The organism is Candidatus Phycosocius bacilliformis, assembly GCF_003112735.1.
In the GTDB taxonomy this organism is placed as follows: domain Bacteria; phylum Pseudomonadota; class Alphaproteobacteria; order Caulobacterales; family Aquidulcibacteraceae; genus Aquidulcibacter; species Aquidulcibacter bacilliformis.
On the sequence record NZ_BFBR01000001.1, the window covers coordinates 634,203 to 659,344 of the forward strand.

Below are 25,142 nucleotides of genomic sequence, written 5' to 3' on the forward strand. Positions count from 1 at the left end.
TCAGGATCCAGATACAAAGAGACTCAAGGAGGATTGCAGCTGCAGCAGCTTGGCGGTGGTGGTCATGGTGGCAAACTCCGGAAACAACCGGATTGCCGCATGGGTGGTGGAAAGATCCGCGTCATTGGCCTCGATGCGCGGATGTGAGACGGCGTCGGTCACCATCGTGACCGACACACCAAGGTCGGCAGCCGCAATTGCGGTTGCCAAACAATAAGGAACCAGTGACCGTCCGACGAGAATGAGTTCTTCGACATTATTCATCGCCAGAAGATCCCGCAGGGCCGGCGAAGATAGAGCCGATGGACCCCGGCATTGAAACACCGGTTCATCTGGTTCTGGCCGCAAGTCGGCCACCGGATTGGGCGGCCGATCATGGCGATAGACATGGGCAATCAGCCAACCTTGACGCCGCGCACTGGTCAGAATCAAGCTGCTATTGTGCAGGCATGTGTGCCAAGAGGCTGGGTCCTCAGTCGTATGGCCGTCAGTCACCAATTCATTGCAGATCAAGAGGGGTGGCGGTCGACGGCAGTGATCTGGGTACGCGTAACGGGACGAAATCATAGTCAAGCTTGCCTTGCTGTACGCAATGGGGGCAGCCGTTCATTTGAACGATCCAGAACCCCGGGGTGATCCCACTCCCCTTCTGGGCGCAAGAGAACCATCGGATCGGAATTGGCGTGGATCGCGTCATCCCGTCCGGGTAGGAATTTTTCGACTTCGACATATTCGTGGTCGGAGAAGGCCAGATGAGGCCGTCCTGGGCGCGCGGTGACGCCACAGGCCCGATTCCACAGACCAACGATTGAGGGTTCCACATGACCCAGGGCGTGATGATAGCCCTTCTTCGCTCCCAGCTCGAAAGAAGCATCCAAGAGGGCGGCCCCCAAACCAGACTTGCGATAGCGCGGGAGGACTGCCACCCGCTCGACTTTGAAGAATTGCGCGAACCAGCGCAACCGAACACAGCCAACCGGCTCCCCCGCCAGACGGGCGATCAAATGTGTGGCCCCGGCGAAATCATTGCCGTCGATTTCTTCATCATAGGGGCAAGATTGTTCATGCATGTAAGCGATCGCACGAAGGGAGATCACTTGCATGATTTCATCAAGACGATGAGCCACGGTAATTTCCCATTTGGGACCATTACTTGGAACAAGCCTTTCAGGCAGATCAGCCTTGGGAATCATGCAGCACCCCTTGTTTGACGAAATTGAGCCTCAGCTTTGACGTGAGACAGAAGCCGTAGAGTCCCCACCTTGGTTCCTTCCAAGGGGGTCCAGCCCATTTTGCCGAGCAGAAGGCGCGCGCCATCGTCGGTGACGGCGCGGGCATACCAATCCGCGTTCGGCATGATATGTTCGGAGATGAAGAGACCGAGATTAACAACCAGCCGCGCTGCGTCGTGACGTGTGACCGCCACACCCCAGCCGAAAATGCTGACTGGTTCTTCCTCGGGGGTACAAACCTGATGAGGCAAGGGCGCCACAGGATCAAATTCATCCCGCAACACAGCGGCATCGCCAGCTTGGTTCAGGGGTACAAAGCCTAACAATCCGCACAGCGGACTTGAGTCATCGGGATCGGCAAGGCCGTCCATCGCGGCGTGCGTGACACCAAAGAGCCCAAGCTTGGTCTGGTCATAGACCCATTGCATGGTTTCAATGCTCGCAACGGGCTCCCCCACCAAGCCTACAGCCAGCGACCGGGCCTCAATGAGACGAGAGCCGCTGAGGGCAAACATGTTATGGTCGGCCGCAGCACGGGCCACGCGCTCAAGCGTGGTGCGCCCTTCCATAGGACTGCGGACTTCAAGAATGGTCCGAGTGAACTTGCTGGTCCCGTCCATGTGCCTCGATCCAACTCCCTGTCAGTATTTGCCAGTATTTGCCGGTGCCATTTGGGAGGGTCGTACGACCCGAAAATCTGGCCGAAAATCTTGCCGGTCGATGCGCAAATCAGCCGATCCGAAACCCGGCAAGCGCCGCATGCGTCGCCCGACAAGTCGCTGATCCGGTGCCAAATCCCGCTGTGGTTCCCCAGCCACGAGAATTGTCTGCTCATGCAACCGTGCGTTAGGGTTAATCGGGAAAAAAACGCTTGGGGACCCAGAAAAATTGCAATAGAGTACTGGCTTACTTGAGGGGTCCTTGTTTGAAGGATGTGGTACGCCATCGGTCAGACCTGTCTGACTTGCACATCTTTTATGCGGTCGCTGTGTGCGGCGGCCTGAATGCGGCTGCACGCAGTTTGCGTGTTGATCCCTCGACTGTGTCGCGCGCCCTTGATCAGTTAGAGGCACGGTTGAACACACGTTTGGTTCGGCGGACTGCACAGGGGGTGGTGCTGACAAAAGCCGGCGAGATGGCGTTGGCGCGCGTTCGCACGATTGAAAATCAGATCGAGGAACTTGAGCGTGAAGTGCTTGATTCAGAGGCAACATCACCTGTTGGCGCTGTGACCGTATCATGCTCTGACGGGGTTGGGGCCTATTTGTTGACTCCGGCTTTGACCCAGTTGCTGCGCGAGAATCCAAAGCTGGATGTGCGACTCGATTGCGGCTTGTGGCCACACAACCCGATCGAAGCGGATTCAGAAATCGCGTTGAATTTCAACGCAGAACCAATTCCTGGCTATGTGACACGCCCCGTTGCTTACTTCCATTACGGTCTGTTTGGTACAAAAGCATTTTTTGAGCTCTATGGCATGCCGCAGAGCCTAGAGGAGGCCCTGCGCCATCCTTATCTGCATCACACGGCCCAAACGCTTACCGGCAATATGGCAAGAAAAGTTCCGGCATTTCAGGATCTTGCGCGCAAACGGATTGAAACAAATTCGAGTGCGGCGGTCGTGGAGGGTGTTTTGGCGGGGATCGGGGTTGCCGGCATGCCAACAGTCATGTGTGCGCTTTACCCAGACTTGGTCATGGTCGGCGAATCATTTGCACCTGTCGAGCTGAGTCTTGTCTATCACCGCGACATTGAGCGTATTCCCAGAATTAAAGTGGTCTTGAAATGGCTTGAAGCTGTTTTCGATCAAAAAACAAAACCTTGGTACCGGCGTGAGTTTGTACCACCCAGTGAGTTCACCAAGTTTCCTGGTGTTCATCAGCAAAACCTGCCGCTCGGGGCAGGGAAATCTTCCGAGGGGGTACCTGCAGATGTGCAGGTACCAAGTCGTCGTATCCGCACCTCAGGTGCATGAGTGAGCAGTAACCTTAATCAGTAACGGAGTGTGTAAAGTGCCCGCGAGAGAGAACTCAAACCCACGGAAGGCCGATGATCTCGACCATTTTGTAGCCCAGCGAGTCCGCCGTCAGCGCGACGCCGTTGATATGACACAGGACCAACTGGCCCAAGCTCTGGGAATTTCATTCCAGCAACTTCAGAAATATGAGCGTGGCGTGAACCGGATTTCGGCGTCGCGTCTGTTTCAGATTTCCTGTGTGCTGGGTGTTGGTCCCGAATATTTCTTCGAGGGTGTCGACCCAAGCCAATATGGCTTGTCTTCAAAGTCAGACCGAGGCGAAGGTGCCCAATCTTCAATCTTGAGCCTGATCGCACAGAATCCAGATGCGACCGATCTGGTGGTTGCGTTTGCGGCAATCAAGTCACCCAAGCAAAGGCAAAAAGCCATTGATTTGGTGAAATTGCTGGCGGATTAAGTCGCGGGCTGATGCGGGTGGGGATACCAACTGGTGACCCTACCTGCTGTCCCCGGCCGAATTGAAGCAGCCGGGACAGACGGACGTTTGACGATTTTATTTTAGGCAGGTTTTCATCATGTTTGTCGACGCGCGCGGGAGAGGTCAGGCATGACCCGCATCATCCCGATTTTTCTGGCCCTATTGGTTGCCGTAGGTGCGGCCTATTGGTTCTTTAAGCCTGCACCGGATATTCGATTTACCCGGTTTGAGACCGAACTACGCGAAATCGGAAAGTCTGGTAAACTTATCAGGAAAGTACCGCGTAACAGCAAAGTTGAAGTGGTGCAGGAATTGACCGAGTCCGGTGTGGCCGTGGCTTTTGTCGACACAAACGTCGGCGGCGTGATCAACTTGGCCGATTTGGATACAGATCGCCGTCCCGTCCTTACCGGAGCCTATGTGGCAAAGGCCTTGGTCGAGCCTGTGAAGTTGCGGGCTGAACCTTCGCCACTTGCCCCAATCGTTGCCGAAATTCCGGCACGTGAATTGATCCAAATCTGGGGGCAAACCGAAACCCCGAGCGGCAAATGGGCAGAGATTACCCGGCACAAGGACAAAGCCGTGGGCTATCTGCCGGTCAAAGACCTGGAAGCTGCCTCCCATCAATTGCGCTAGTTGGGCTGTTTGGAATTACAGACCCGGCAATAGAATGGTCGCGCCAACGGTCTGGCGCGTTTCGAGCGCCCGATGGGCTTCGGCCGCCTGCTCCAAGCTATATCGTGCCCCAATCACGGGACGGATGGCCCCGGATATAACGTGGCTGAACAAGTCCTCAGCGGCTTGATCCAGTTCGGCGGTTGTGGCGACGTAGTCGAACAATGTTGGGCGGGTCAGAAACAGAGAGCCCCGACGGGATAGTTCCAACGGAGAAATCGCCGCCGGCGGGCCTGACGCATTTCCAAAGCTGACCACGAGACCGCGACGGGCAGCACAGTCCAACGAGGCAGAAAGCGTGTCAGCCCCAACTGAATCATAGACAATCACGCATCCACGGCCCTGTGTGAGGTCTTTGACCCGCTCCACGAGTGGTTCAGTCCGGTACAGAATCGTTTCAGCACATCCATGTTCGCGTGCCAGGGCTGCTTTGTCATCAGAGCCGACCGTGCCGATAACGCGCACCCCCAAATGGGCCAGCCAATCACAGGCAATCAAACCGACACCCCCGGCAGCCGCATGAAACAAGACCGTATCACCTGACTTTAAAGGGCGAAGGCGCTGGATCAGGAATTCTGCCGTTAGGCCTTTGAGCAGGATGGCCGCAGCGGTTTCAAGGTCAATCCCATCGGGAACATGGACGGCCTTGCCCTCGGGAACACATGCATAATCCGCATAGGCACCTACCGGACCAAGGCAGAAGGCAACTTTGTCACCGGGCTGAAAACGGGTGACGTCATCGCCAACATCCTCGACAACCCCGGCCCCCTCCAATCCCAATCCTGTTGGAAGAGGCAGAGGATAAAGGCCGGTGCGTTGATAGATATCGATGAAATTCAGACCGCACGCGGCCATGCGAATGAGAATTTCTCCAGGTTTTGGACGCGGTATGGCGACGTCTCGGAGTTCAAGTACGTCGGGACCGCCAAGCTGGCTAAGCCCAACCTGACGCATCATGACAAATGCTCATCAAAGAAGGCAATCGTCCGCTGGTGGGCGAGGGCCGCCCCTGCAGCATCATAATGCTGGCCGCCAATACGCGCGAACGCATGATCAAGGCCATCATAGACATACAGATGAATGTGATCCTGGCCTGATAAGCCGGTCTTCATTGCGGCCTGTGCATCCTTATTCACAAAGGAATCTTCTGAGGCGACATGCAACAAAAGGGGCTTGGTCTGTGGCCCGACTTCGGCCAGCCGATCTTGAATACCCACACCATAATAGCTGACGCTGGCGGTAATGGAGGTGCGTGTGGCGGTCAAATAGGCCAGAAGTCCGCCCAGACAATAGCCGACTGCGCCGACCTTCTGGTGAGTTTTCTGAAGATAGTCGATGGTAGCCTGAATATCGACTATGCCAGTATCGACATTAAACTTACCAAAATAGTCAAAGGCTTTCTGCCACTCTTCCGGCGTTTGATCTGTGATATCAATACCTGGCTGAATGCGCCAGAACAGGTCTGGCACAACGGCAAGATAACCCTGTTCGGCATAGACATCGGCAAGATCGCGCATGACTTTATTGACGCCGAAAATCTCTTGGATAACGACCAAGGCACGGCCATTTGGCCGGTTAGGCGTAGCGACATAGGCTTGGAATTCGCCATCAGGTCCGGTGATCGTGACATACGCGCCCATATGTGTATCCTCTCCAAATCAGATTGTGCTCTGTCCCGGCTTGAACTGGCCCGATTGCGGCCCCAAGTCTGGGTTTACGGCTAAGACCTAGTCGTAAGACCGATAGAAGACAATCGGTTTTGGTGCCAAGGCTGGCAGTAAGGCCGGACAGCAAGCGCGGTTCCGGACTGCCCGCTGCGGATTGGGAGATTTCTGACATGAAAGTCAGCATTGAAGTGGATTTGACACCGAGCGAGGCGCGCGAATTATTGGGCATGCCCAATTTGACGGCCATTCAGGAAACTTTCGTTGGAATCGCCAAGGATAAGCTTGAAAAGACTGGGAATTTGGTTGATGTGGAGCCGATGCTGAAGACCTGGACCGGTCTTGGTGGGGTCGCCACGGAGGCCTTTGGTGCGCTGGTGGGTGCCGCCCTGAAAGTTGCAACAAGCGACCTACCCACCAAGCCGTCGGCATCACCAGACAAGAGCACCAGCGACAAGAAATCGTGAGCACTCACACGATTGTGGCCCCGGCATCAGGTCCTGGGCCTGCCGGGGTCAGCATCATCCGCTTGTCGGGGCCGGCATGTGCGGCCGTCGGGATGGCGCTATTGGGCGGCCTGCCACCACCGCGACAGGCGCGCTTGGTGCGGGTTTTGGATCCGGACGGTGCACCAATTGATCGGGCTTTAGCGTTGTTTTTCAAGGCGCCGCACAGTTTTACCGGTGAAGATGTGCTTGAGCTGCACGTGCATGGTGGTCCCGCCGTTGTGCGTGACACATTGGCTGCCTGCTTGGCGGTGGAGGGCGTGCGTTTGGCTGAGCCGGGCGCATTTAGCCGGCGGGCTTTCCAAAATGGCAAAATGGACCTGACCGCCGCAGAAGGCCTTGCTGATCTCGTTGAAGCTGAAACCGCCGCCCAACGCAAACAGGCGCTGCGCCAAATGGAGGGGGCGTTGGCCGGTGAAGTCGAGCGGTGGCGTGAGACAATTATTGATAGCCTGGCCGATGCAGAAGGCGATATTGATTTTCCTGATGAGGACTTGCCGCCTGGCCTTAGCCTGCGCGCCCGTGAGCGGATTGCAGCTTTGCGGGCCAGCCTTACAGGCTTTCTCGATGATTCCCGGCGGGCAGAGCGGGTGCGGTCTGGGTTTCAGGTGGTCATCATCGGCCGGCCAAACGCTGGCAAATCAAGTTTAATCAATCAGTTAGCACAGCGAGACGCGGCGATTGTTTCAGCAAAGCCTGGAACAACACGTGACATTGTCGATGTGCGCGTGGTATTGGGCGGGATGGTTGTGCTTGTGTCGGACACCGCTGGGCTGCGGACGTCGCAAGATGAGATTGAGGCGGAAGGCATAAGGCGGGCGCGACAACGGGCATTGGATGCAGATTTACGACTGGGCCTTCTGACCCATGAAGATGAGCGCGCTGAGTTTGCCGATTTGATGCGGCCCGGGGATGTTTGGCTTTTAGGTCAGGCCGATCGCATCGCTTGGCCGGCAGCTGGTTCGGACGAGATTGTGATTTCAAGCGTGACCCGACAGGGGCTTGTGCAGCTCGAAGAGCTTATTGCTACGCGGGCGCAACAAGATGCTGCGCGATCAGAAGCACCACCATTGACACGGTTGCGTCACCAAGAAGCGGTTCGCGAAGCCGTGTCTGCACTCGACCGCGCCCTCAATGCCCCGGCAGAGGCCGCGGAACTTGTGGCGGAGGATTTGCGGCTTGCGGCGCGATCCCTCGGACGGATTACTGGCCGTGTTGATATTGAAGATGTGTTGGACCGATTGTTCTCACAATTCTGCATCGGCAAATAGGCGGTGCGAGTAGCCGCAAAGTTTGACGCGACAGCTTGTTTCACGTGAAACAGTCTGAAGGAACGAGTCGACCTGTGGCATAAGTTTCGCTATGGAGGCCCCCCTCCCTTTCTATACCTATGCGAGACCGGCATCGTGACCCACAGCAGGTTTGACACCATTATCATTGGCGGCGGCCATGCAGGCTGTGAAGCGGCAGCGGCCAGTGCGCGCGCCGGGGCCAAAACTCTTTTGGTCACACACAAGGCCAGCACGATTGGTGAAATGTCGTGCAACCCCGCGATTGGCGGATTGGGCAAGGGTCACCTCGTGCGTGAGATCGATGCGCTTGACGGCATTATGGGGAAGGCGGCTGACGCGGCTGGGATTCAATTTCGAATGTTGAATCGCTCCAAAGGGCCCGCCGTACGTGGGCCCCGTGCCCAAGCGGACCGCAAGCTTTATCGCCAAGCTATTCAGGATCTGTTGGCCGAGCAAGGAAATCTGACAATTCTGAGCGCAGCGGTTGAGGATCTTATTCTGACGGATGGTCATTGTGCCGGTGTCGTGCTGGCCGATGGAACGCGCATCATGGCGGGGGCTGTTGTCCTGACAACGGGCACCTTCCTTAATGGGATGATCCATCTGGGTCAAAAGACATGGCCAGCCGGTCGAATTGATGAAGCTCCGGCGATCGGCTTGGCCCAAACGCTTTATCGACTTGGTTTGCCCATGGGGCGGCTCAAGACTGGCACACCCGCCCGCCTTGATGGACGGACAATCGATTACTCGGTTTGCGAGATTCAACCCGGTGATGCGCCGCCAGTTCCATTCTCTTTCCTGAATGAGGTCATCACCACACCCCAAGTGCCCTGTTGGATCACGTGGACTACCCCACAAACCCACCAGATCATACGCGATAATCTGCATTTGTCGGCTGTATATGGCGGGGCGATTGAGGGGCGAGGGCCGCGTTACTGTCCGTCGATTGAGGACAAGATTGTTCGCTTTTCGGATAAGGACCGGCATCAGATCTTCCTCGAACCCGAGGGGCTTGATGACCCAACCATTTATCCAAACGGCATTTCGACCTCATTTCCGGAGGAAATTCAGGCTGCTTTCATGCGCACAATTCCTGGTCTCGAACGGGTTGAGATCCTGCGCTATGCTTATGCAATTGAATATGACTATGTCGATCCGCGTGCGCTCGGTGCCGATCTGTCGGTGCAGTCTGTTCCGGGTCTTTATCTGGCAGGGCAGATTAATGGCACAACCGGCTATGAAGAGGCCGCAGCACAGGGGCTTGTTGCCGGTTTAAATGCTGCGCGCCGGGTTGGCGGGCAGGACCCGGTCCATTTCCGCCGCGATGAGGCCTATATTGGGGTGATGATTGATGACCTGATCACCCGTGGTGTGTCTGAGCCATATCGGATGTTCACGTCGCGCGCTGAGTATCGCTTGACCTTGCGGGCCGACAACGCCGATCAACGTCTGACCCCACTTGGCGTTTCGCTGGGTCTGGTAGGCCCAACACGGGCTGCCGCCTTCTTGGCGAAGCTTGAAGAGATTGAAGCGGCGATGACCCTCGCCAAGTCACGCCTGATTTCGCCAACCGAGGCCAACCGTTTCGGCCTGCCCGTCAATCAAGATGGCCGCAAGCGCAGCCTTTTGGAGTTGATCGCGCATCCGCAGATCGGTCTTGATCGCTTGGTCGATCTCTTCCCTGACTTGGCGGCCCTATCAGCACGTGCTCGGACGCATCTCGAAACAGAAGCCGTCTATTGTGGCTATTTGGATCGCCAGCAGGCCGATATTCTGGCATTTCGCCGCGATGAGGAATTGGGATTGCCCGCCGATCTCGACTACCAAGCGATCGGCGGACTCTCGAACGAGGTGCGTGAGAAGCTCAGCAAGGTCCGGCCCAGCACTGTGGGTCAAGCCGCCCGGATCGAGGGTATGACCCCAGGGGCCCTAACTGCACTTCTTGCATATGTCCGGCGGGGAGCAACAGCTCGTGTCAGCGCCTAAGGATGACCGCGACCGCGAGGCCGTCCAAGTCAGACTCATGAATGCTTATGGTGTTTCACGTGAAACACTCCGTCGATTTGAATCCTATGAGGCCCTACTGACCAAATGGGCTCCGCGGATCAATCTCGTCGGTGCGTCAACGCTTTCAGCTTTTTGGCAGCGACATATTCTTGATTCAGTGCAGATCCTGCCTCTGGCGAGCCCACAGGCGCAGACTTGGGTCGACTTCGGCACCGGGGCTGGCTTTCCAGGATTGGTGCTTGCCGCACTTCTGGCCGAGCGGGGATCCGCGCAAGTCCAACTGGTAGAGGCCAGCGCAAAGCGTTGCGCTTTCTTGCGTGAAGCGGCACGCGCGATGGAAATCACGGTCGAAATCACCCACGCCAAACTGGAGGCAGTGACACCACGCCCGGTCGATGTGGTTACGGCCCGCGCCTTTACAGCCCTTGACCGCCTTCTTGCCTATGCCGCGCCATGGCAAGGCCCAGCCACACAAGCACTGTTTCCAAAAGGGGAAGAAGTGTCAGCCGAACTTGAACAGGCCTCGACAAATTGGCTCTTTACGTCGACAATCCACCCATCGGCGAGTGACACACGCGGTTGTGTCCTCGAGATCACCAACTGGCAATCCAAGGCAGGACCCACATCGTCATGAAAAAGACACGCGTCATTGCAGTGGCCAATCAGAAGGGCGGGGTCGGAAAGACCACGACCGCCATTAATCTTGCGACCGCCTTGGCAGCCGTTGGTGAATCTGTGCTCATTCTGGATATCGACGCACAAGGAAATGCGTCCACAGGATTGGGTGTTGCGGCATCTTCGCGCAAACTGACCTCTTATGATGTGATCATGGATGAAGCATCTCTCGCCGAAGCCGCGATTGCAACGCGCATACCCAATTTGTCGGTCATACCGGCAAGTGTTGATCTGGCCGGGGTCGAGACCGAATTGGCCCAAGCGGTGAACCGAGCTTTCCGACTGCGGGATGCCTTGGCGCGACACCGGGTGGATGTCAGCCGCGGGGATGCCACACATTATGATTTCATCTTGATCGATTGCCCGCCGTCGCTCAATGTTGTCACCATCAATGCAATGACAGCCGCCGATGCGGTCCTGGTGCCGCTGCAGTGTGAGTTTTTTGCCCTTGAAGGCCTCACCCAGCTGATGCGCACCGTCGATTTGGTCAAAGGGTCGCTCAACCCAGCACTTGAAATCCAGGGCATCGTGCTGACCATGTATGATCAGCGCAATAATCTGTCCGATCAGGTTGCCATGGATGTGCGCACACATTTGGGCGATAAAGTCTATGCAACCGTGATTCCCCGCAATGTCCGGGTGTCCGAAGCCCCGTCTTTTGGCAAACCCGCTTTGCTCTATGATCACAAGTGTTCGGGCAGTCAGGCCTATATGCGGCTGGCCAGTGAAGTCCTGCAACGCGAACGTACAAGGTTAGCAGCATGAGCGACGAAACCGACATTTCCCCCAAAACAAAGGCAGATGCACGCCCGGCCCGCGGCTTGGGACGCGGCTTATCGGCTCTGCTCGGTGACGCCGAGACCACCCGCCCCTCGGATGAGCGGCCCGCTGATACTGGCCCGCGCGAGATCGGGCTTGATCTCATCATTCGCAATCCTCAACAGCCCCGCCGTCAATTTGCCGAAGAGGACTTGCAGACCTTGGCGGAGTCCATTCGGCTGCACGGCATCTTACAGCCCTTGCTCTTGCGCCCGTTAGACGATGGCACCGGTCGGTATGAAATTGTCGCCGGAGAGCGCCGGTGGCGTGCAGCCCAGCGTGCCGGTCTGCATGCTGTCCCAGCACTGATCCGCACCTTTGATGATTTGGCGACGCTTGAGGTTGCAATCGTTGAAAATGTGCAGCGGGCCGATTTGAACCCGATCGAAGAAGCCCTTGCCTTTCAACAATTAGCCGAGCGCTTTGGCCGAACCCAACAGGCGATCGCGGATACGGTCGGCAAAAGCCGCGCCCATGTCGCCAATATGATGCGGTTGCTTGGATTACCTGAAGCCGTAAAGGACCTCGTGCGATCTGGCGAGTTAAGCGCCGGTCACGCCCGCACGCTTTTGGGTGTGGCAGATCCATTGGCTGCGGCACGCAGCATCCTTGAACGTGGTTTAAGTGTGCGCGATGCCGAAAAACTCGCCACCCGAGCCGACTCGATCGGCCGATCTGGCACCACCCGCAGCGATGATGCGGCAGATACCGACTCCAAAGCCTTGGCACATGATTTGTCAGCCGCCTTGGGCCTTGATGTCAGCCTCGCCCACAAGGGCAATAAGGGTGGCGCGCTGACCATTCATTATCGCAGCCTCGATCAACTTGATGATCTTTGCCGCAAACTAACTGCTCTGGCCCGCTAATCCGGATCACATGAATCGACCAGACCGAGCGCCTCAGCCGCAAGTGCTGCCGGCGACCCGCTTGGCAAACACAGCCGCATCACGCCAGCCTGCCCCAAACCAGTGAGATGTGCCAGCAAGCCGTCTGCCTCACCTTCGATCAGAACAGCATCAAATTGCGGGGTTGGTACGCCAATATGGACCCATGGCAGACCTGTCCGCAACCGCTTGGCAAAACCAGCAATTTGGGCCTCTCCCTCATCAGCCAATAAACCCACGCTGACGTCGATCCCTGCCGCACGCAATCGCGCAGCACCTTCCCCGCATGTCCGCACATCCGGGTCCAAAACACTGATAATGACCGCACGCACCCCGGCCGCGATAAGACTGTCACTGCAAGCAGGCCCTCGCAGGCTTGTATGCGCGCAGGGCTCTAGCGTGACGAAGGCAGTCGCGCCACGCGCAGCTCGTCCCGCCATTGCTAAAGCGACGGCCTCCGCGTGAGGTCGTCCCCCGGCTTGGGTGCGGCCCTCTCCGACAATTTCTCCGCCCTTCACCAGAACACAACCCACACTTGGATTGGGTTGGGTCAGCCCAAGTCCGCTGCGCGCCAATGTCAACGCCCGCGCCATAAAGTCGGTCTCGCTCTCCGACCAGACTCGGGCAAGCTCGCTCATGAATTAGCCAATTGCCGGGAGCTTTTGGGCACGCTCTGCATCCAGATAGCGGGCAGACACGGGCCGCAATTGCGCATCCAATTCAATCAATAAGGGATTAGCAGTGGGCACTTCAACGTCCATGATGGCCCCCTCATCAAGATCAAACAAATGCTTGATAATCGCCCGCAAAGAATTGCCATGGGCCGAGATCAACACATTCCCATCGTGAAGACGCGGGGCAATGGCATCGCCCCAATAGGGCAAAACCCGCGCCAAAGTCATGGCAAGACTTTCCCCATTGGGCAACAAGCCGGCCGGCACCTGACGGTAGCGGGGATCATGAATGGGGTGAAAAGGGTCATCCTGACTTTGAGGCGGCGGCGGCACATCATAGGAGCGCCGCCAAATGCGAACCTGCTCCTCACCATGCTTGGCAACCGTTTCAGCCTTATCAAGGCCCGTTAATGCACCATAATGGCGCTCATTCAGGTGCCAGCTCTTTTCTTCAGGCAACCAACAACAATCCATCTCCTGCAAGGCCAGCCACAATGTGCGAATTGCCCTTGTCTGCAATGAGGTGAAACTCTGAGAGAAGGTCACGCCCGACGCTTTCAGCAACTGACCGGCTTTGCGCGCTTGCGCCTCACCTTCAGCCGTCAAATTCACATCCATCCACCCAGTGAACCGATTTTCCAAGTTCCATTGTGACTGTCCGTGCCGGACAAGTGCCAGAAATGCCATGACGCACCCTTGATACGGCTCAAAACAGAGCCAAAACCCGATAAAGCACGCCACATAAGGGAAGCTAACGCATTGAATCAAGGAGTGGTCGGGGTTATCGACAGACCCGCACTTTTGCAATGCTGCAGTGCAATATGTATAAAAAATCGGCAGATCAACCACTTAGCGAACAAAATCGCACTCTAAGCATCAAAACACGACGGCGTGAAGACAATCAACCTTGAAATTTTTGCAAGTGCGAAATAAATAGGCTCATGGATGCCGTGGCGTCCTTGCCCATTTTTGGGCGTTTCCTCCCAAACACCTATCAGGCCGGGCTTCGTGCCCGGCCCTTTTTTGGCCACGATCCCGCCGATCAGCTGGCATGCTTCAACGCAAGGCTTTCAGCAACATCGACAATATGGCCAACCAAACCAGCCATGGTTGCGGCAACCGATTCAAACGCGGGTCGCTTTGTCATGGCCCCCTCGACCATATAGAGCGAGCGATTAATCTCAATTTGCAAGCAGTGTTGGTTCTGACCGGGCTTGCCATAATGTTCAGTCGCATACCCCCCCGCATAGGGATTATTGCGCGCAACCCGCAATCCCGCCTCTTTCAGAAAACGTGTCGCTTCCGCCATCAGGATCGGCGCACATGCACCGCCAAAGCGATCACCCAAGACGATATCACTTTCATGCAAACCTGACGCGGCCGCAGGCATGGAATGACAATCAAGCATAACGGCCTGCCCAAACGCAGCCAAAGCCTGATGAATAAGTGCATGAATCTGGGCGTGCCAGGGGAAATACACCTCAGACAAACGTGCTTCAGCAACATCATAAGACAATCGTCCGCGGTAAATCTCCACGCCTTCCCCCACAGTGCGCGGGATCACACCAAGACCTGCGAGTACACGCGCAGTTGGCACCCGCTTGAGAGCCGCCGGAATTGCGCCAATAAGTTCAGGATCAAGCTCGTCAGGTGCGCGATTGAGGTCAACATAGGAACGACCGTAAACGGCCGCCAATAAGTGGCCGCCCAGTTCAGCCGTAGCTGCCATCAACTCATCCACAAAGGCATCTTCTGAGCGCCTTAACGCCATCTCGCTCAGCTTGCTGACTTGCAACAAATCATGGGGATAAAACCGACCCGAATGCGGGCAGCACACAATCAATCCCGCGCGCGCCACGGTTGGAACATCCAGACGAAACGGTCCAGGTCTAAGCGCGGCCCCCTGCTGTAAGTCAAAACCTGCCCCAGCGCCCGACCCGTTTAAGCCTTCTGGCGCCGCTTCCTCGTCCATATTGCCTCCCCCAAGCCCAACTGGCATGCCGGCGCACGCTTATCACTGTCTATTGACTGCCATGACTCGCGCCCGTGTTCGTCCTGCGCTAGCATGTGGAAAAATTGCGACCTGTGCGGACTTGTCAACCTCGCCTTCACCATATTGCGCGAAGGAAGGGTCAAATCACAACTGGAGTGGGGCCGTTATGGCAAGAATACTCTTAGCAGAAGACGACGATTCCCTGCGAACGTTCCTCGCTGCTGCGCTTAATAAAGCAGGCCATGTGGTCGTGGACTTCCCAGATGGCGACCAAGCGCTGGAAGCACTCAACGCCATGGGCTTCGATCTATTGCTCACCGACATTGTCATGCCAGGCGTTGATGGTGTGGAACTGGCGCGCCGGGCCGCAGAAGTCGATCCAGCTATGAAGATCGTTTTCATCACCGGCTTTGCCGCTGTCGCGCTCAACCCCGCCAACCAAGCCCCATCCAAGGCGAAAGTTTTGTCCAAGCCATTCCATCTGCGCGAACTTGTCGCCGAAGTGGAAAAGGTGATGGCTGCCTGACCAATCAGGCAGCAGCCAGCTCTGTCCAGATATGCTGGGCCGCATAAGCCCGCCACGGCCGCCAACTTTGCGCGCGAGCCTCAACCACCTCTTTGCTCGGTCTGATCCCATCAGGCCCTGTCAAGCCGCGCGCCAAGGCAACATCCTCAGCGGGAAACGCATCTGGGTTCCGTAACGCGCGCAAGGCAATGTAACTGGCTGTCCACGACCCAATGCCCGGAATTGCCCGCAAGCGTTCCAGAACCACCTCACCATCGTCGCCAAAGAAATCCGGTGCAGATAAATAGGCTGCACAAAATGCCTTAAGACATGCAACTCGCGCCCGCGGCATCCCCAAGAATCCCAAATCTGATCCCGCTATCGCCGATGCCGTCGGGAACAGCCGTGTCACACCAAACGCCTCCCCCCAGCCTGGCGGCAAAGGGTCTCCAAGATGGGCAACCAACTGGCACCCCAATTTGATGGCCGCCCCTACGGTGACCTGCTGGCCCAAAATGGCCCGAACAGCGACTTCGAAAGGCTCAAAGGCACCCGGCACGCGCAAGCCTGGTCGGCGCATAATCACCGCTTGCAAATCTCGATCCGAGCCAAGGTGCGCCGCGATCACATCGGGGTCAGCCGCCAGATCAAAACTCTCCCGCACACGGGCGATGATGCGCGGCAGAATGGAGACATCCTCTACCTTCACATCCACATCCAGCCAGTTCCCCGAACCCGGCGAAATGCCCAAAAGTCCAATCCGTCCATCAACACAGAAACTGCGTCGATAGGTGCCATCATTGACCACTTCAACACCATGATAGGCCCGCGCCGCCAAGAAGCTTGACATCGCATGCCAATCATATGGCGGCCGATACCGCAGCCGCAGCCGTAACTCAGCCCCCGCCTGCCCGCCTGTGACCGCTCCAATTTCGCGCCGCAACAATGATGGCGGCTGCTTGAACACATCCAAAAAAGCCTCATTGAAGCGGCGGATCGATGAAAAGCCCGACGCCAAAGCCACTTGGGTAATCGACAATTCCGTCTCATGCAGCAGATGCTTGGCAAGCAAGACCCGACGCGTGACAGCCACACTCACAGGGCTTGCACCGACATGCTTCAGGAATAGACGACGCAAATGACGTCCACCAACGCCTAGGCGGCTTGCCAAAGCTTCCACACTGCCGGTGTCCAAAGCCCCCTCTTCAATCAGGCGCAATGCGCGACCGATCGTGCTTGAGGTTCCCCTCCAAGCGGGGGTATCTGGCGCTGTCTCAGGCCGACAGCGCAAGCATGGCCGAAACCCAGCCTCTTGGGCCGCTGGAGCGGTCGCAAAAAACTGCACATTCTCACGCCGCGGCACCCGCGCCGGACACACGGGTCGGCAATAGATCCCTGTTGTCTTGACGGCGGTGAAGAACCGCCCGTCATACCGCGCATCGCGGGCGGAAATAATGCGAAAGCAGGTGTCATGATCGAGGTCCATAGCCATCCATGGCACCCACATCGCTTGCAGTCTAGCGGTTTTCGGACATGGATGCCGGGGCTGCAACGTGATGAACCGCCACGTCCGATTTCCGCTAGCCAAACACAGGGTTTCAGGCACACATCATTTAGAATAGATCCATGCAAACGGAACTGCCCATGAAGTTGACGCAAAGCTATCTCGACACACCGACCGGCACCATGATGCTGATGACGGATGATCATGATCACATTCGGCTGTTGGAATGGACCGATCATCGCGCCCGCATGAACACATTATTGGCGCGTCTCTATCCCGGCGTTGCTATAACGATCCACGAAGTCGATTCCCATCCTGTCTATACCGACGCCCTGCTGCGTTACTTTGACGGTGACATTAGCGCTTTGAACAAACTGCCTGTGGCGTTTGGCGGCACCGATTTTCAAAGGAGCGTTTGGCAGGCTTTGCGGGCAATTCCGGCAGGTCAAACCTGGTCATACGGTCAGCTGGCGGCCTATATCGGAAATCCCAACGCCATGCGGGCGGTCGGCCTCGCCAACGGGGCTAACCCAATCGCCATCATTATACCCTGCCATCGCGTCATCGGAGCCAATGGCGCATTAACTGGCTATGGCGGCGGTATGGCGCGCAAGCAATTCCTGCTGGCCCATGAAGGTGCTTGGCCACACCAATTGGTCTGAACCGAACGCAGCCATGTCAATCCGAGATTGCCGTTTTGGCATCTGGGCAAAATCGGGAAGATCGCCTATGGATCACGCCATGACCCATTTTGGCGACCGCCTGACCGACCGCACCCGCGCCCTCGCGACACCTTTGTGCGTTGGTTTTGACCCCTTCATCGATATGATCCCCGCCCTTTTCGGCCCACGGGGAGAACTTGCCACGTTGGAGCGCTTCTTTTCGGCGGTGATAGATCAGGTCGCCGGCAAAGTTCCGGTCGTCAAGCCGCAAATCGGTTTGTTTGAGCCCTGGGGTGCTGAGGGTGTGGCATTGACGGCGCGGCTCGCTCAACAGGCGCAAGATCGAGGTCTGTTGGTCATTCTGGATGCCAAGCGGGGGGATATCGGCTCCACGGCCGATGGCTATGCCCGCGCCTTCCTCGGTGACAAAGCGCCAACGCCGTGTGACTGCCTCACCGTAAACCCCTATCTCGGCCTGGACTCCCTGCAACCATTTGCCGATACCGCCCGTCAAAACGGAAAAGGCATTGCCGTTCTGGTGCGCACATCCAATCCCGGCGCACAGGATTTCCAAGACTTGGATTGCCAAGGAGCCCCGCTTTGGGTTCGAGTGGGCGAGCGTTTGGCACACTTGGAAACGGCCCTTATGGGAACAGGCCGTTTTTCCGCGCTGATGGTGGTTTGTGGCGCAACCTGGCCCGATGAAGCCCGCCGCCTGCGCACCTTATTGCCGAAAAGCCTGTTTCTCGTCCCCGGTTATGGCGCACAGGGCGGAGCCGCGCGCGATGCACTCGCTGGCTTGGTTCCGGGTCCCGCAGGTCCAGAAGGTGGGGTGGTCTCATCCTCGCGTGCCATCCTCTATAGCCAGGCTGCGGCCAATGCCACGTCGCTGGCCGACTGGAACACCGCCTTTGCCGACAATCTGACCCAAGCCATCGAGGAGTTGCGGTCTGCGTCCATTTCTGTCGCAGGGGGCCGCTAGGCCGAAACTCGGAGCGCACCTCAATCGCCAGGAACCGGCACTTAATGACCCCCTTTTTCGACACGCCAACTCCACGGGTCTTCACCATTCCCCCGGCCATTTCGTTTCTCGACGCATTGGCCAAAGCCTTGCTGCAAGATCTTCATCGCGAGGAGGCACCTTTTGGCCTTTCAGACGCCATCATTCTGTTGCCAACCCGCCGTGCAGCGCGGGGCCTGTCGCAAGCCTTTCTGACTGCCAGTCCGCATTCGGCCACCTTGCTGCCGCGCATCCGCACCTTAGGCGACTTGGACCCTGAAGACGCAGGTCTGGGCGACTTGGGGGCTGATCTGGATGCGCCACCCGCCATCGATCCGTTGGCAAGGCGACTGATCCTCGCCCGCCTGATCCAGGCCCGTGACAGCCATGCCGATTGGTCCAGCGATCCAGCCTCGGCTCTGATGGCGGCTGATGCGCTCGCCGATCTGCTCGACTCAGCTGCCATGATGGCACCAGAGGGTGGCGACTTTGACTGGTCGGGATTAAGCACACTCGTCACCCGCCATGAACTGGCCCGACACTGGGAGCATTCCACAACATTTTTGTCGATCGTCACCGAAGCTTGGCCGGCTTATCTGGCCAGCACCGGCCAAATTGACCCCGGCGTTCAACAACGCCGCAATGTCGAAGCACTGATTGAGCGTTGGCAAACCTCCCCACCACAGGACAGCGTGGTGTTGGCGGGCTCAACCGGGTCGATGCCTGTCACGCGAAAGCTGATGCATCTGGTATCGCGTTTGCCACGTGGCATGGTGATCCTGCCGGGCTTGGATACACTCATGCCCGAGGCAGCATGGGCTGCAGCCCGCCATGACGACCAACACCCCCAGCGGGCCATGGCGGAGGCCATCGAATCTGTTGGTGTAGCACGCGACACTGTTGCAGTCCTGCCAGGCGCAATCGAAAGCGAGGCTCTTGCCCATCGCCGCAGCGTGATCCGCGAAGCGCTGACCCCACAAGCAAATACTGCCGACTGGCCCTCGCGCATCCACGATCTGGGAAGCGCAACGATCCGCCAAGGACTGGAGGGCCTCACATTAATCGAAGCCGATAGCGAGGATGAAGAGGCCAATCTGATCGCCCATGAAATGCGCGAGACTTTGGAAAGTCCTGATAAGACCGCTGCTCTGGTAACCCCCAGCGCCGAAATCGCCCGGCGCGTCGCCGCAAAGCTCCAGCGCTGGGACATCAAGGTCGATATTTCATCGGGTCGACCCCTGCGTGATACTGCTGTGGGAAGTTTCCTCCAACAAGTGTTGCATTGGGCGGCAGATCCATCCGATCCGGTGCAGCTTTGTGCTCTACTGGGCCACCCACTGACAAGTCTCGGGCGGTCGCGCGACCGTGTCCGGGCCCTGGCGGGCGCGATTGAGGTCGCCGCGTTAAGGGGCCCGCGCCGGGATCGCACACTGGCCGCCATGATCACGCGACTGGGCAAGCTGAAGCCGGACTACTGGCCCAAAATTGAGCTGCGTGGAGAGCCAGTGACCCTTGATGATGGGTTGGCGCTGTTGCGCGATCTGGCCACATGTCATCAAGCAGCCGGACCATTGGCTGGCAGCTTGCAAGATGTCGCCCAAAGTCTGGCGCGGCTCGCCGAGGCGTTAGCGGCTACCGATACACAAACAGGTGCGGACAGTCTCTGGCGTGGGGAGGCCGGCGAATCCGTGGCGCGATTCTTGTCGAGGCTGATGGAACATGGCGGCCTTTTTCCAGCCGTCCCGCAACCCGCCATAACACGCACACTTTTGCACCTGATGGCGGATCTTGTGGTACGGCCACGCGGCACCCACCCGCGGCTGGCTATTCTGGGTCCGCTGGAAGCCCGGCTTCTCCAATTTGATAAAGTTATTCTGGGTGGGCTTGATGAAGGTGTCTGGCCGCAGCCCGCCGCACCAGACCCGTTTCTGTCCAGACCGATGCGCCAACATCTGGGCTTGCCATCCCCCGATAGCCGGATTGGCCTTTCGGCGCATGATTTCGCCCAGTTTTCAGCCGCACCCCGTGTCATCCTCACCCGATCCGCAAGGCGCAAGGACGCCCCGGCCGTTCCGTCACGCTGGCTTTGGCGCCTCAAGACTTTGGCAGGTGGTGCCCTCGGTGAGAAAGAAGCCGCAGATGCACTGGCTCAAGGGTCAGCCTTAAAACGTTTGTTGCGTGCACATGCGCCCAGCCGCACTTTTGATCCTCTCAAGGCCATCCCCGCCCCTCGGCCACCTGTCGAGGCCCGTCCCCGCCATTTCCACGCAACCCATATCGAGACTTGGATTCGCGACCCCTATCGCACCTATGTCGAGAAAATTCTCAGCCTTCGTGCGCTTGATCCACTTGGTGGGCCGATCAGCAGCAGTGTGCGCGGAAACGCCCTGCACAAAGGCTTCGAGATTGTGGCTGACTGGCATGAAAACCTGCCTGACGATCCGGCCAACGCGTTGGGCGAGGCTTTGAGGCTGGCCCTTGTAAGCCATGGCTATGACGACATCAGTCTGCAAAAAGAATTGGCCAGGCTCGACCCCACAATTGCCTTTCTGGCCGACCAATTAGCCGCAAAAATCAAGGATGGCTGGCGGATTCTGGTTGAGGAAGGCGGCACGTACGCACTTCCAACACCTGAAGGACCTTTGACCTTGAAGGGGAGGGCTGATCGGATTGACGTGGGCCCCGGTGGCACTGAGATTTATGACTATAAGAGTGGCAAGCCGCCCTCGGCCAAAGAAGTCGGCGCGCTAATGTCGCCCCAAATGCCTGTTCTGGCTTTAATCGCCGCCCGGGCTGGCTTTGACGAGCGCGCCATCCAACGACCAACCGGCTTGATGCATATCCATATCGGCATCAAGAATCCCACCAATGTCTCTGCGCTCGCAGCAGAACTCAGCATGGAGGATCTCATCCAACGTGCAGAGGCCACATTGCTCAAACTGTCGGCTCTTTATCATGATGCCGCGCGCCCCTATTTGCCCAAGCCGCGGGTCAGTTTCATCAAAAAGGCGACCTATGAAGATCCGGTAGATCGGCTGTCACGACGGGCCGAATGGGCCAATGCGGAGGATGGCGAATGAGTTTGCCTTCTCCCATGCTTGATCTCACGATTATCAATCAAAAGCTCGCTGCCAAACCCGATCTGTCGATCTGGGCCAGCGCCAATGCAGGGGCAGGCAAAACCAAGGTCCTGATTGATCGCATTGCACGTCTATTGCTGCGCGGTTCAGACCCGGCCCGCATTCTTGCAGTGACCTATACCAAAGCCGCCGCCGCGGAAATGCAGACCAGGCTATATGGGCTATTGGGTTCATGGACAATTTCACCTGACCAGGCCTTAACCAAAGCGCTTCGAGATCTCGACCCGGAACTTGGCGAGATTGATGCAACCTATTTGGCACGCGCGCGGGCGCTGTTTGCCAAGGCGCTGGAAACCCCAGGCGGCCTGAAAATCCAGACCATCCACGGCTTCTGCCAAACCATTTTGCAACGCTTCCCGTTAGAAGCCGGTGTGCCACCCGGTTTCACCGTGCTGGAAGACGCCGCCGCACGTCAGTTGCAGGCTCATGCCTTCGAGCGTGCCTTCACCAAGACACCAGAGGCCTTTTTGACTCTGGCGCGTCTAACCAGTCTGGATGATGATCGATCGCTGATCCTAGAGGCTTTGGCCAATGCTGGCGCAACGCTGCCGACCAAGCCTGATTTTGCCACAATTGCTGCCCGTCTTGCGACCAAGCTGGATATTGACCCGGCCCTTCCTGCCGAAGCGTATCGTGACGCGGCCCTCAATGATCTTGATCTGACGAGTCTTGCCGACGCCGCCGCCCGTCTGGAGACAGGCGTGGCCAACGATAAATCTACCGCCGCTGGCTTGCGAGAGCTCATCGCGCTTCAAGATCCAGATGCCCGGTGGGAAGCGTGGCGCGGCATCGTGCGCACCGAAAAGGGCGAGCCCCGTCAGCGCCCGGTTTCGACAGCGTTTAAGGATGACGTCATTGTCAGCAAGGTCTTTGATCCTCACACGGGATTGGGCGGACTCTTCACCGCCGCCGAAGCCAAAATTTGTGGACGTCGCCTTTATGACCGGTCACTGGCCCTGACCCAAGCAGCCTATAGCTTCCAAGAAGCCTGGACCCAGATCAAGCAGGAAATTGGGGCGCTCGACTTCGACGATTTGTTGATCAAGACCTCGCACCTATTGGGTGCCGGTGACGGGGCAGCGGCTTGGGTATTGTACAAGCTCGACGCGGGTCTGGCGCATGTCCTGATCGACGAGGCCCAAGACACCAACCCCCAACAATGGGATTTGCTGGAACCCTTATTCTCGGCGCTCGAAGAAGAAGCCACGCAGCCACCGCGCACGCGCTTTATCGTCGGCGATGAGAAGCAGTCGATTTACTCATTCCAAGGTGCGCGGCCAGAGCGCTTCCTCGACGAAAAAGCGCAATTTGAGGCCACAGAAAGTCCTTGGGCCATGCATCGGGCCAGCGTGTCATTTGAACTCTCGTTCCGTTCCTGCCAAATGGTTCTCAATGCTGTTGATACGGTCTGGACGCACGCCACATTGGGTCAGGTTCCCGTGCTTGCCGAAGCCCCAGCAGACGCACCATTTGAACGCAAATATGCCTTTCGGACCCGCCACATCGCCCACCGTCAGGATTATATTGGCGCGGTGGAGTTCTGGCCGAAAACCATGCCGGGCGATAAGGCCAGCACTCCGGAAGCTTGGGATCATCCATTCAATATCGAACGAGAGGACTCAAGCCGAAACCGGCTCGCCGAGCGTATCGCACTTGAATTGAAGGCCCGCCTCGCCAATGGCTTTGCCATTGGCGGGCCCAACGGCATGCGGGCGATGCAAGCCGGTGATGTCATGATTTTGGTGAAGAGGCGTGGCTCCTTCTTCCACCAGCTGATCAAACGCTTGAAATACCACAAAGTCCCGGTTGCTGGGGCTGATCGACTGAAACTTGTTGAAGACCCTGCGATCCAAGACCTGATAGCCTTGGGCCGATTTGCCCTTCTGCCGCAGGATGATTTCAACACAGCCTGTGTCTTGAAGGGGGCCTTTTGTGGTCTGGTGGATGATGATGATCATCTGTTTCCATTGGCGTGGAACCGCGGCCAGACATCAATCTGGCAAAGGCTGCAAGCCAGCACCAATCCCGACCATGTGGCCGCCGCGGCTTTCCTGCACAAGCTTTTGAACCGGGCAGGGCATTTGCCGCCCTATGAATTCTTTGCCGCTATTCTGGAAGAACCGGGGCTGGGCGGTTTAACCGGCTGGCGCTTGCTGATCGAGCGATTGGGCCAAGAAGCGCGTGAGCCTGTGGAGGCCTTCTTAGGACGGGCCCTAAACCATGGTCGTCAGGAGACCCCAACATTGCATGGCTTCCTGTCTGCTATTGAGACCGATGCGGCCGATATCAAGCGGGAAATGGAACAGGGCGGCGAGGGTGTTCGTGTCATGACAATCCATGCCGCCAAAGGGCTGGAAGCGCCAGTTGTCATTCTGCCAGATACCACCAGCGCGCGAGCCCGTGATCGCAGCCCACCTGTCTTCCAATCTGATTTGGGGTGTTTTTTGTGGTCACACAGTAAGAATGAAGACCCACCTCTCTTCTCTGACATTCGCCAAAGCCAAATTGACGCGGACAAGCGCGAGGATGCCCGTTTGCTCTATGTCGCCATGACACGCGCGCGTGACCTGCTCATTCTGTGTGGCTTCCATTCCGGCAAACGCCCAAGCGAAAATCCCGCCAAAAAAGACAAGCCGAAGGAGGGTGCCAAAAGCTGGTATGAGTTGTTCGAAATGGCCTTGCCATTGCTGGGAGAGGGCGAAATCCGCCAAGGCCATGATTTTGACTATCGGCTTTGGGGTCGCCATGGCGATCCCCAATCCGAATTGATCCATCCTCATCGCGACCTGGCCGCTCTCCCAGCCTGGATCAATCAACCGCCACCGCCCGAAAAGCAGCGGGCCCGACGCATTGCCCCATCCGCCCTGACCCCTGATGGCGCAGAACCACCGACCCTGTCTCCCTTGCAACCTGACGCGCGCACCCGGTTTCTGCGCGGTCGGCTTATTCATGAGCTGCTGCAACGCCTACCTGATGTCCCAGAAGATCAGCGCGCAAGCCGCGCAATGGCCCGATTACAGCGCGAAGCCGACCTTGATGATGATGCGCGGCGACACATGGTGGCTGAAACTCTCGCGGTTCTGAATGATCCGACATTTGCACCATTGTTCGGCCCGGGAAGCCGGGCAGAGGCGGCAATCGTCGGGCGGGGACCTGGACTTCCAGAAGATATGGTCGTCAACGGCACTGTTGACCGCTTGGTTGTGACAGAAACAGAGGTTCTGGTGCTGGATTTCAAGACCAATCGGCCACCACCCCAATCGGTGGCGGGGGTGGCACAAGTCTATATCAATCAGATGGCAGCCTATCAGGCGTTGCTTCGCGGGCGGTGGCCCGGCAAGCGGATCCGTTGTGCGCTTGTATGGACTGATGGGCCGCGCTTGATGGAATTACCTGATCAAATCCTTGCCAGTGCCTTGCAAGCCATTGCCGGGTTACCTAGTTAAGAGGCAGA

Annotated in this window: 23 protein-coding genes; 14 read left to right on the forward strand and 9 right to left on the reverse strand. The window is 57.5% G+C overall.

Going from position 1 to position 25,142, the window contains the following annotated elements; genetic code table 11:
- From PbB2_RS02990 to PbB2_RS03000, 3 genes are all read right to left on the reverse strand, one after another.
- Entirely contained in the window at positions 1–495 is a 495-nt protein-coding gene (locus PbB2_RS02990) for an isochorismatase family protein (RefSeq protein WP_192576131.1), read from the reverse strand.
- Between the two features lie 74 nt (positions 496–569).
- Positions 570–1,193: a GNAT family N-acetyltransferase gene (locus tag PbB2_RS02995; RefSeq protein ID WP_108983777.1), complete on the reverse strand. Its 624-nt coding sequence runs from the start codon at positions 1,191–1,193 to the stop codon at positions 570–572.
- Positions 1,190–1,852 (reverse strand): hypothetical protein, encoded by a 663-nt coding sequence (locus tag PbB2_RS03000; RefSeq protein WP_133245693.1) that lies wholly within the window; start codon positions 1,850–1,852, stop codon positions 1,190–1,192. The genes PbB2_RS02995 and PbB2_RS03000 overlap by 4 nt, the downstream gene beginning before the upstream one ends.
- Positions 1,853–2,166: 314 nt before the next feature.
- Here PbB2_RS03000 and PbB2_RS03010 point away from each other — a divergent pair, with 314 nt between their 5' ends.
- The 3 genes from PbB2_RS03010 (at position 2,167) to PbB2_RS03020 (ending at position 4,324) form a co-directional block, all read left to right on the forward strand.
- Positions 2,167–3,207 carry a LysR family transcriptional regulator gene (locus PbB2_RS03010; RefSeq protein WP_238164831.1) on the forward strand — a complete coding sequence of 347 codons (1,041 nt, stop codon included), beginning with the start codon at positions 2,167–2,169 and terminating at the stop codon, positions 3,205–3,207.
- Between the two features lie 37 nt (positions 3,208–3,244).
- Positions 3,245–3,667 (forward strand): helix-turn-helix domain-containing protein, encoded by a 423-nt coding sequence (locus PbB2_RS03015; protein ID WP_133245694.1) that lies wholly within the window; start codon positions 3,245–3,247, stop codon positions 3,665–3,667.
- A 150-nt stretch (positions 3,668–3,817) separates the two neighbouring features.
- Positions 3,818–4,324, forward strand: coding sequence for a hypothetical protein (locus tag PbB2_RS03020; protein ID WP_108983782.1), 507 nt, complete (start codon positions 3,818–3,820; stop codon positions 4,322–4,324).
- Positions 4,325–4,339: 15 nt separating this feature from the next.
- Here the strand turns inward: PbB2_RS03020 and PbB2_RS03025 are convergent, their stop codons facing one another.
- On the reverse strand, positions 4,340–5,320 hold the full coding sequence (locus tag PbB2_RS03025) for a quinone oxidoreductase family protein (RefSeq protein ID WP_108983783.1): 981 nt from the start codon (positions 5,318–5,320) through the stop codon (positions 4,340–4,342).
- A complete protein-coding gene (locus tag PbB2_RS03030; RefSeq protein WP_108983784.1) occupies positions 5,317–6,003 on the reverse strand; it encodes a dienelactone hydrolase family protein in 687 nt (228 codons plus the stop codon). Before PbB2_RS03030 ends, PbB2_RS03025 begins: the two co-directional genes overlap by 4 nt.
- A gap of 197 nt (positions 6,004–6,200) precedes the next feature.
- On the opposite strand from PbB2_RS03030, the gene PbB2_RS03035 reads away from it, so the two are divergent.
- The 6 genes from PbB2_RS03035 (at position 6,201) to PbB2_RS03060 (ending at position 12,192) form a co-directional block, all read left to right on the forward strand.
- Positions 6,201–6,494: a DUF6489 family protein gene (locus PbB2_RS03035; RefSeq protein WP_108983785.1), complete on the forward strand. Its 294-nt coding sequence runs from the start codon at positions 6,201–6,203 to the stop codon at positions 6,492–6,494.
- Positions 6,491–7,804 (forward strand): tRNA uridine-5-carboxymethylaminomethyl(34) synthesis GTPase MnmE, encoded by a 1,314-nt coding sequence (gene mnmE, locus PbB2_RS03040; RefSeq protein ID WP_108983786.1) that lies wholly within the window; start codon positions 6,491–6,493, stop codon positions 7,802–7,804. The genes PbB2_RS03035 and mnmE overlap by 4 nt, the downstream gene beginning before the upstream one ends.
- A gap of 135 nt (positions 7,805–7,939) precedes the next feature.
- A complete protein-coding gene (mnmG, locus tag PbB2_RS03045; RefSeq protein ID WP_320410525.1) occupies positions 7,940–9,811 on the forward strand; it encodes a tRNA uridine-5-carboxymethylaminomethyl(34) synthesis enzyme MnmG in 1,872 nt (623 codons plus the stop codon).
- The gene (gene rsmG / locus PbB2_RS03050) at positions 9,798–10,466 is read left to right on the forward strand and encodes a 16S rRNA (guanine(527)-N(7))-methyltransferase RsmG (protein WP_192576133.1); all 669 of its coding nucleotides are present in this window, start codon (positions 9,798–9,800) and stop codon (positions 10,464–10,466) included. Before mnmG ends, rsmG begins: the two co-directional genes overlap by 14 nt.
- The gene (locus tag PbB2_RS03055; RefSeq protein WP_108983789.1) at positions 10,463–11,272 is read left to right on the forward strand and encodes a ParA family protein; all 810 of its coding nucleotides are present in this window, start codon (positions 10,463–10,465) and stop codon (positions 11,270–11,272) included. Before rsmG ends, PbB2_RS03055 begins: the two co-directional genes overlap by 4 nt.
- Positions 11,269–12,192 (forward strand): ParB/RepB/Spo0J family partition protein, encoded by a 924-nt coding sequence (locus PbB2_RS03060; RefSeq protein WP_108983790.1) that lies wholly within the window; start codon positions 11,269–11,271, stop codon positions 12,190–12,192. Before PbB2_RS03055 ends, PbB2_RS03060 begins: the two co-directional genes overlap by 4 nt.
- Here the strand turns inward: PbB2_RS03060 and ribD are convergent.
- From ribD to PbB2_RS03075, 3 genes are all read right to left on the reverse strand, one after another.
- Complete coding sequence (ribD, locus tag PbB2_RS03065; protein ID WP_108983791.1) at positions 12,189–12,848, reverse strand: bifunctional diaminohydroxyphosphoribosylaminopyrimidine deaminase/5-amino-6-(5-phosphoribosylamino)uracil reductase RibD; 660 nt, start codon at positions 12,846–12,848, stop codon at positions 12,189–12,191. The genes PbB2_RS03060 and ribD overlap by 4 nt on opposite strands.
- 3 nt (positions 12,849–12,851) lie before the next feature.
- A complete protein-coding gene (gene gpmA / locus PbB2_RS03070) occupies positions 12,852–13,571 on the reverse strand; it encodes a 2,3-diphosphoglycerate-dependent phosphoglycerate mutase (RefSeq protein ID WP_108983792.1) in 720 nt (239 codons plus the stop codon).
- Between the two features lie 355 nt (positions 13,572–13,926).
- Positions 13,927–14,856: an N-formylglutamate amidohydrolase gene (locus PbB2_RS03075; RefSeq protein WP_192576134.1), complete on the reverse strand. Its 930-nt coding sequence runs from the start codon at positions 14,854–14,856 to the stop codon at positions 13,927–13,929.
- Positions 14,857–15,043: 187 nt separating this feature from the next.
- Here PbB2_RS03075 and cpdR point away from each other — a divergent pair, with 187 nt between their 5' ends.
- Entirely contained in the window at positions 15,044–15,403 is a 360-nt protein-coding gene (cpdR, locus tag PbB2_RS03080; protein ID WP_108983794.1) for a cell cycle two-component system response regulator CpdR, read from the forward strand.
- 4 nt (positions 15,404–15,407) lie between these two features.
- On the opposite strand, the gene PbB2_RS03085 is transcribed toward cpdR, so the two are convergent.
- Positions 15,408–16,868 (reverse strand): DNA-3-methyladenine glycosylase 2 family protein, encoded by a 1,461-nt coding sequence (locus tag PbB2_RS03085; protein ID WP_108983898.1) that lies wholly within the window; start codon positions 16,866–16,868, stop codon positions 15,408–15,410.
- A gap of 158 nt (positions 16,869–17,026) precedes the next feature.
- Here PbB2_RS03085 and PbB2_RS03090 point away from each other — a divergent pair, with 158 nt between their 5' ends.
- From PbB2_RS03090 to addA, 4 genes are all read left to right on the forward strand, one after another.
- On the forward strand, positions 17,027–17,548 hold the full coding sequence (locus PbB2_RS03090) for a methylated-DNA--[protein]-cysteine S-methyltransferase (RefSeq protein WP_238164822.1): 522 nt from the start codon (positions 17,027–17,029) through the stop codon (positions 17,546–17,548).
- Positions 17,549–17,627: 79 nt separating this feature from the next.
- Positions 17,628–18,530, forward strand: a complete 903-nt coding sequence (pyrF, locus tag PbB2_RS03095) for an orotidine-5'-phosphate decarboxylase (protein WP_108983900.1) — start codon at positions 17,628–17,630, stop codon at positions 18,528–18,530.
- A 44-nt stretch (positions 18,531–18,574) separates the two neighbouring features.
- Positions 18,575–21,628: a double-strand break repair protein AddB gene (gene addB / locus PbB2_RS03100; RefSeq protein ID WP_108983795.1), complete on the forward strand. Its 3,054-nt coding sequence runs from the start codon at positions 18,575–18,577 to the stop codon at positions 21,626–21,628.
- A complete protein-coding gene (gene addA, locus PbB2_RS03105) occupies positions 21,625–25,134 on the forward strand; it encodes a double-strand break repair helicase AddA (RefSeq protein ID WP_192576135.1) in 3,510 nt (1,169 codons plus the stop codon). Before addB ends, addA begins: the two co-directional genes overlap by 4 nt.
- Positions 25,135–25,142 lie beyond the last annotated feature (8 nt).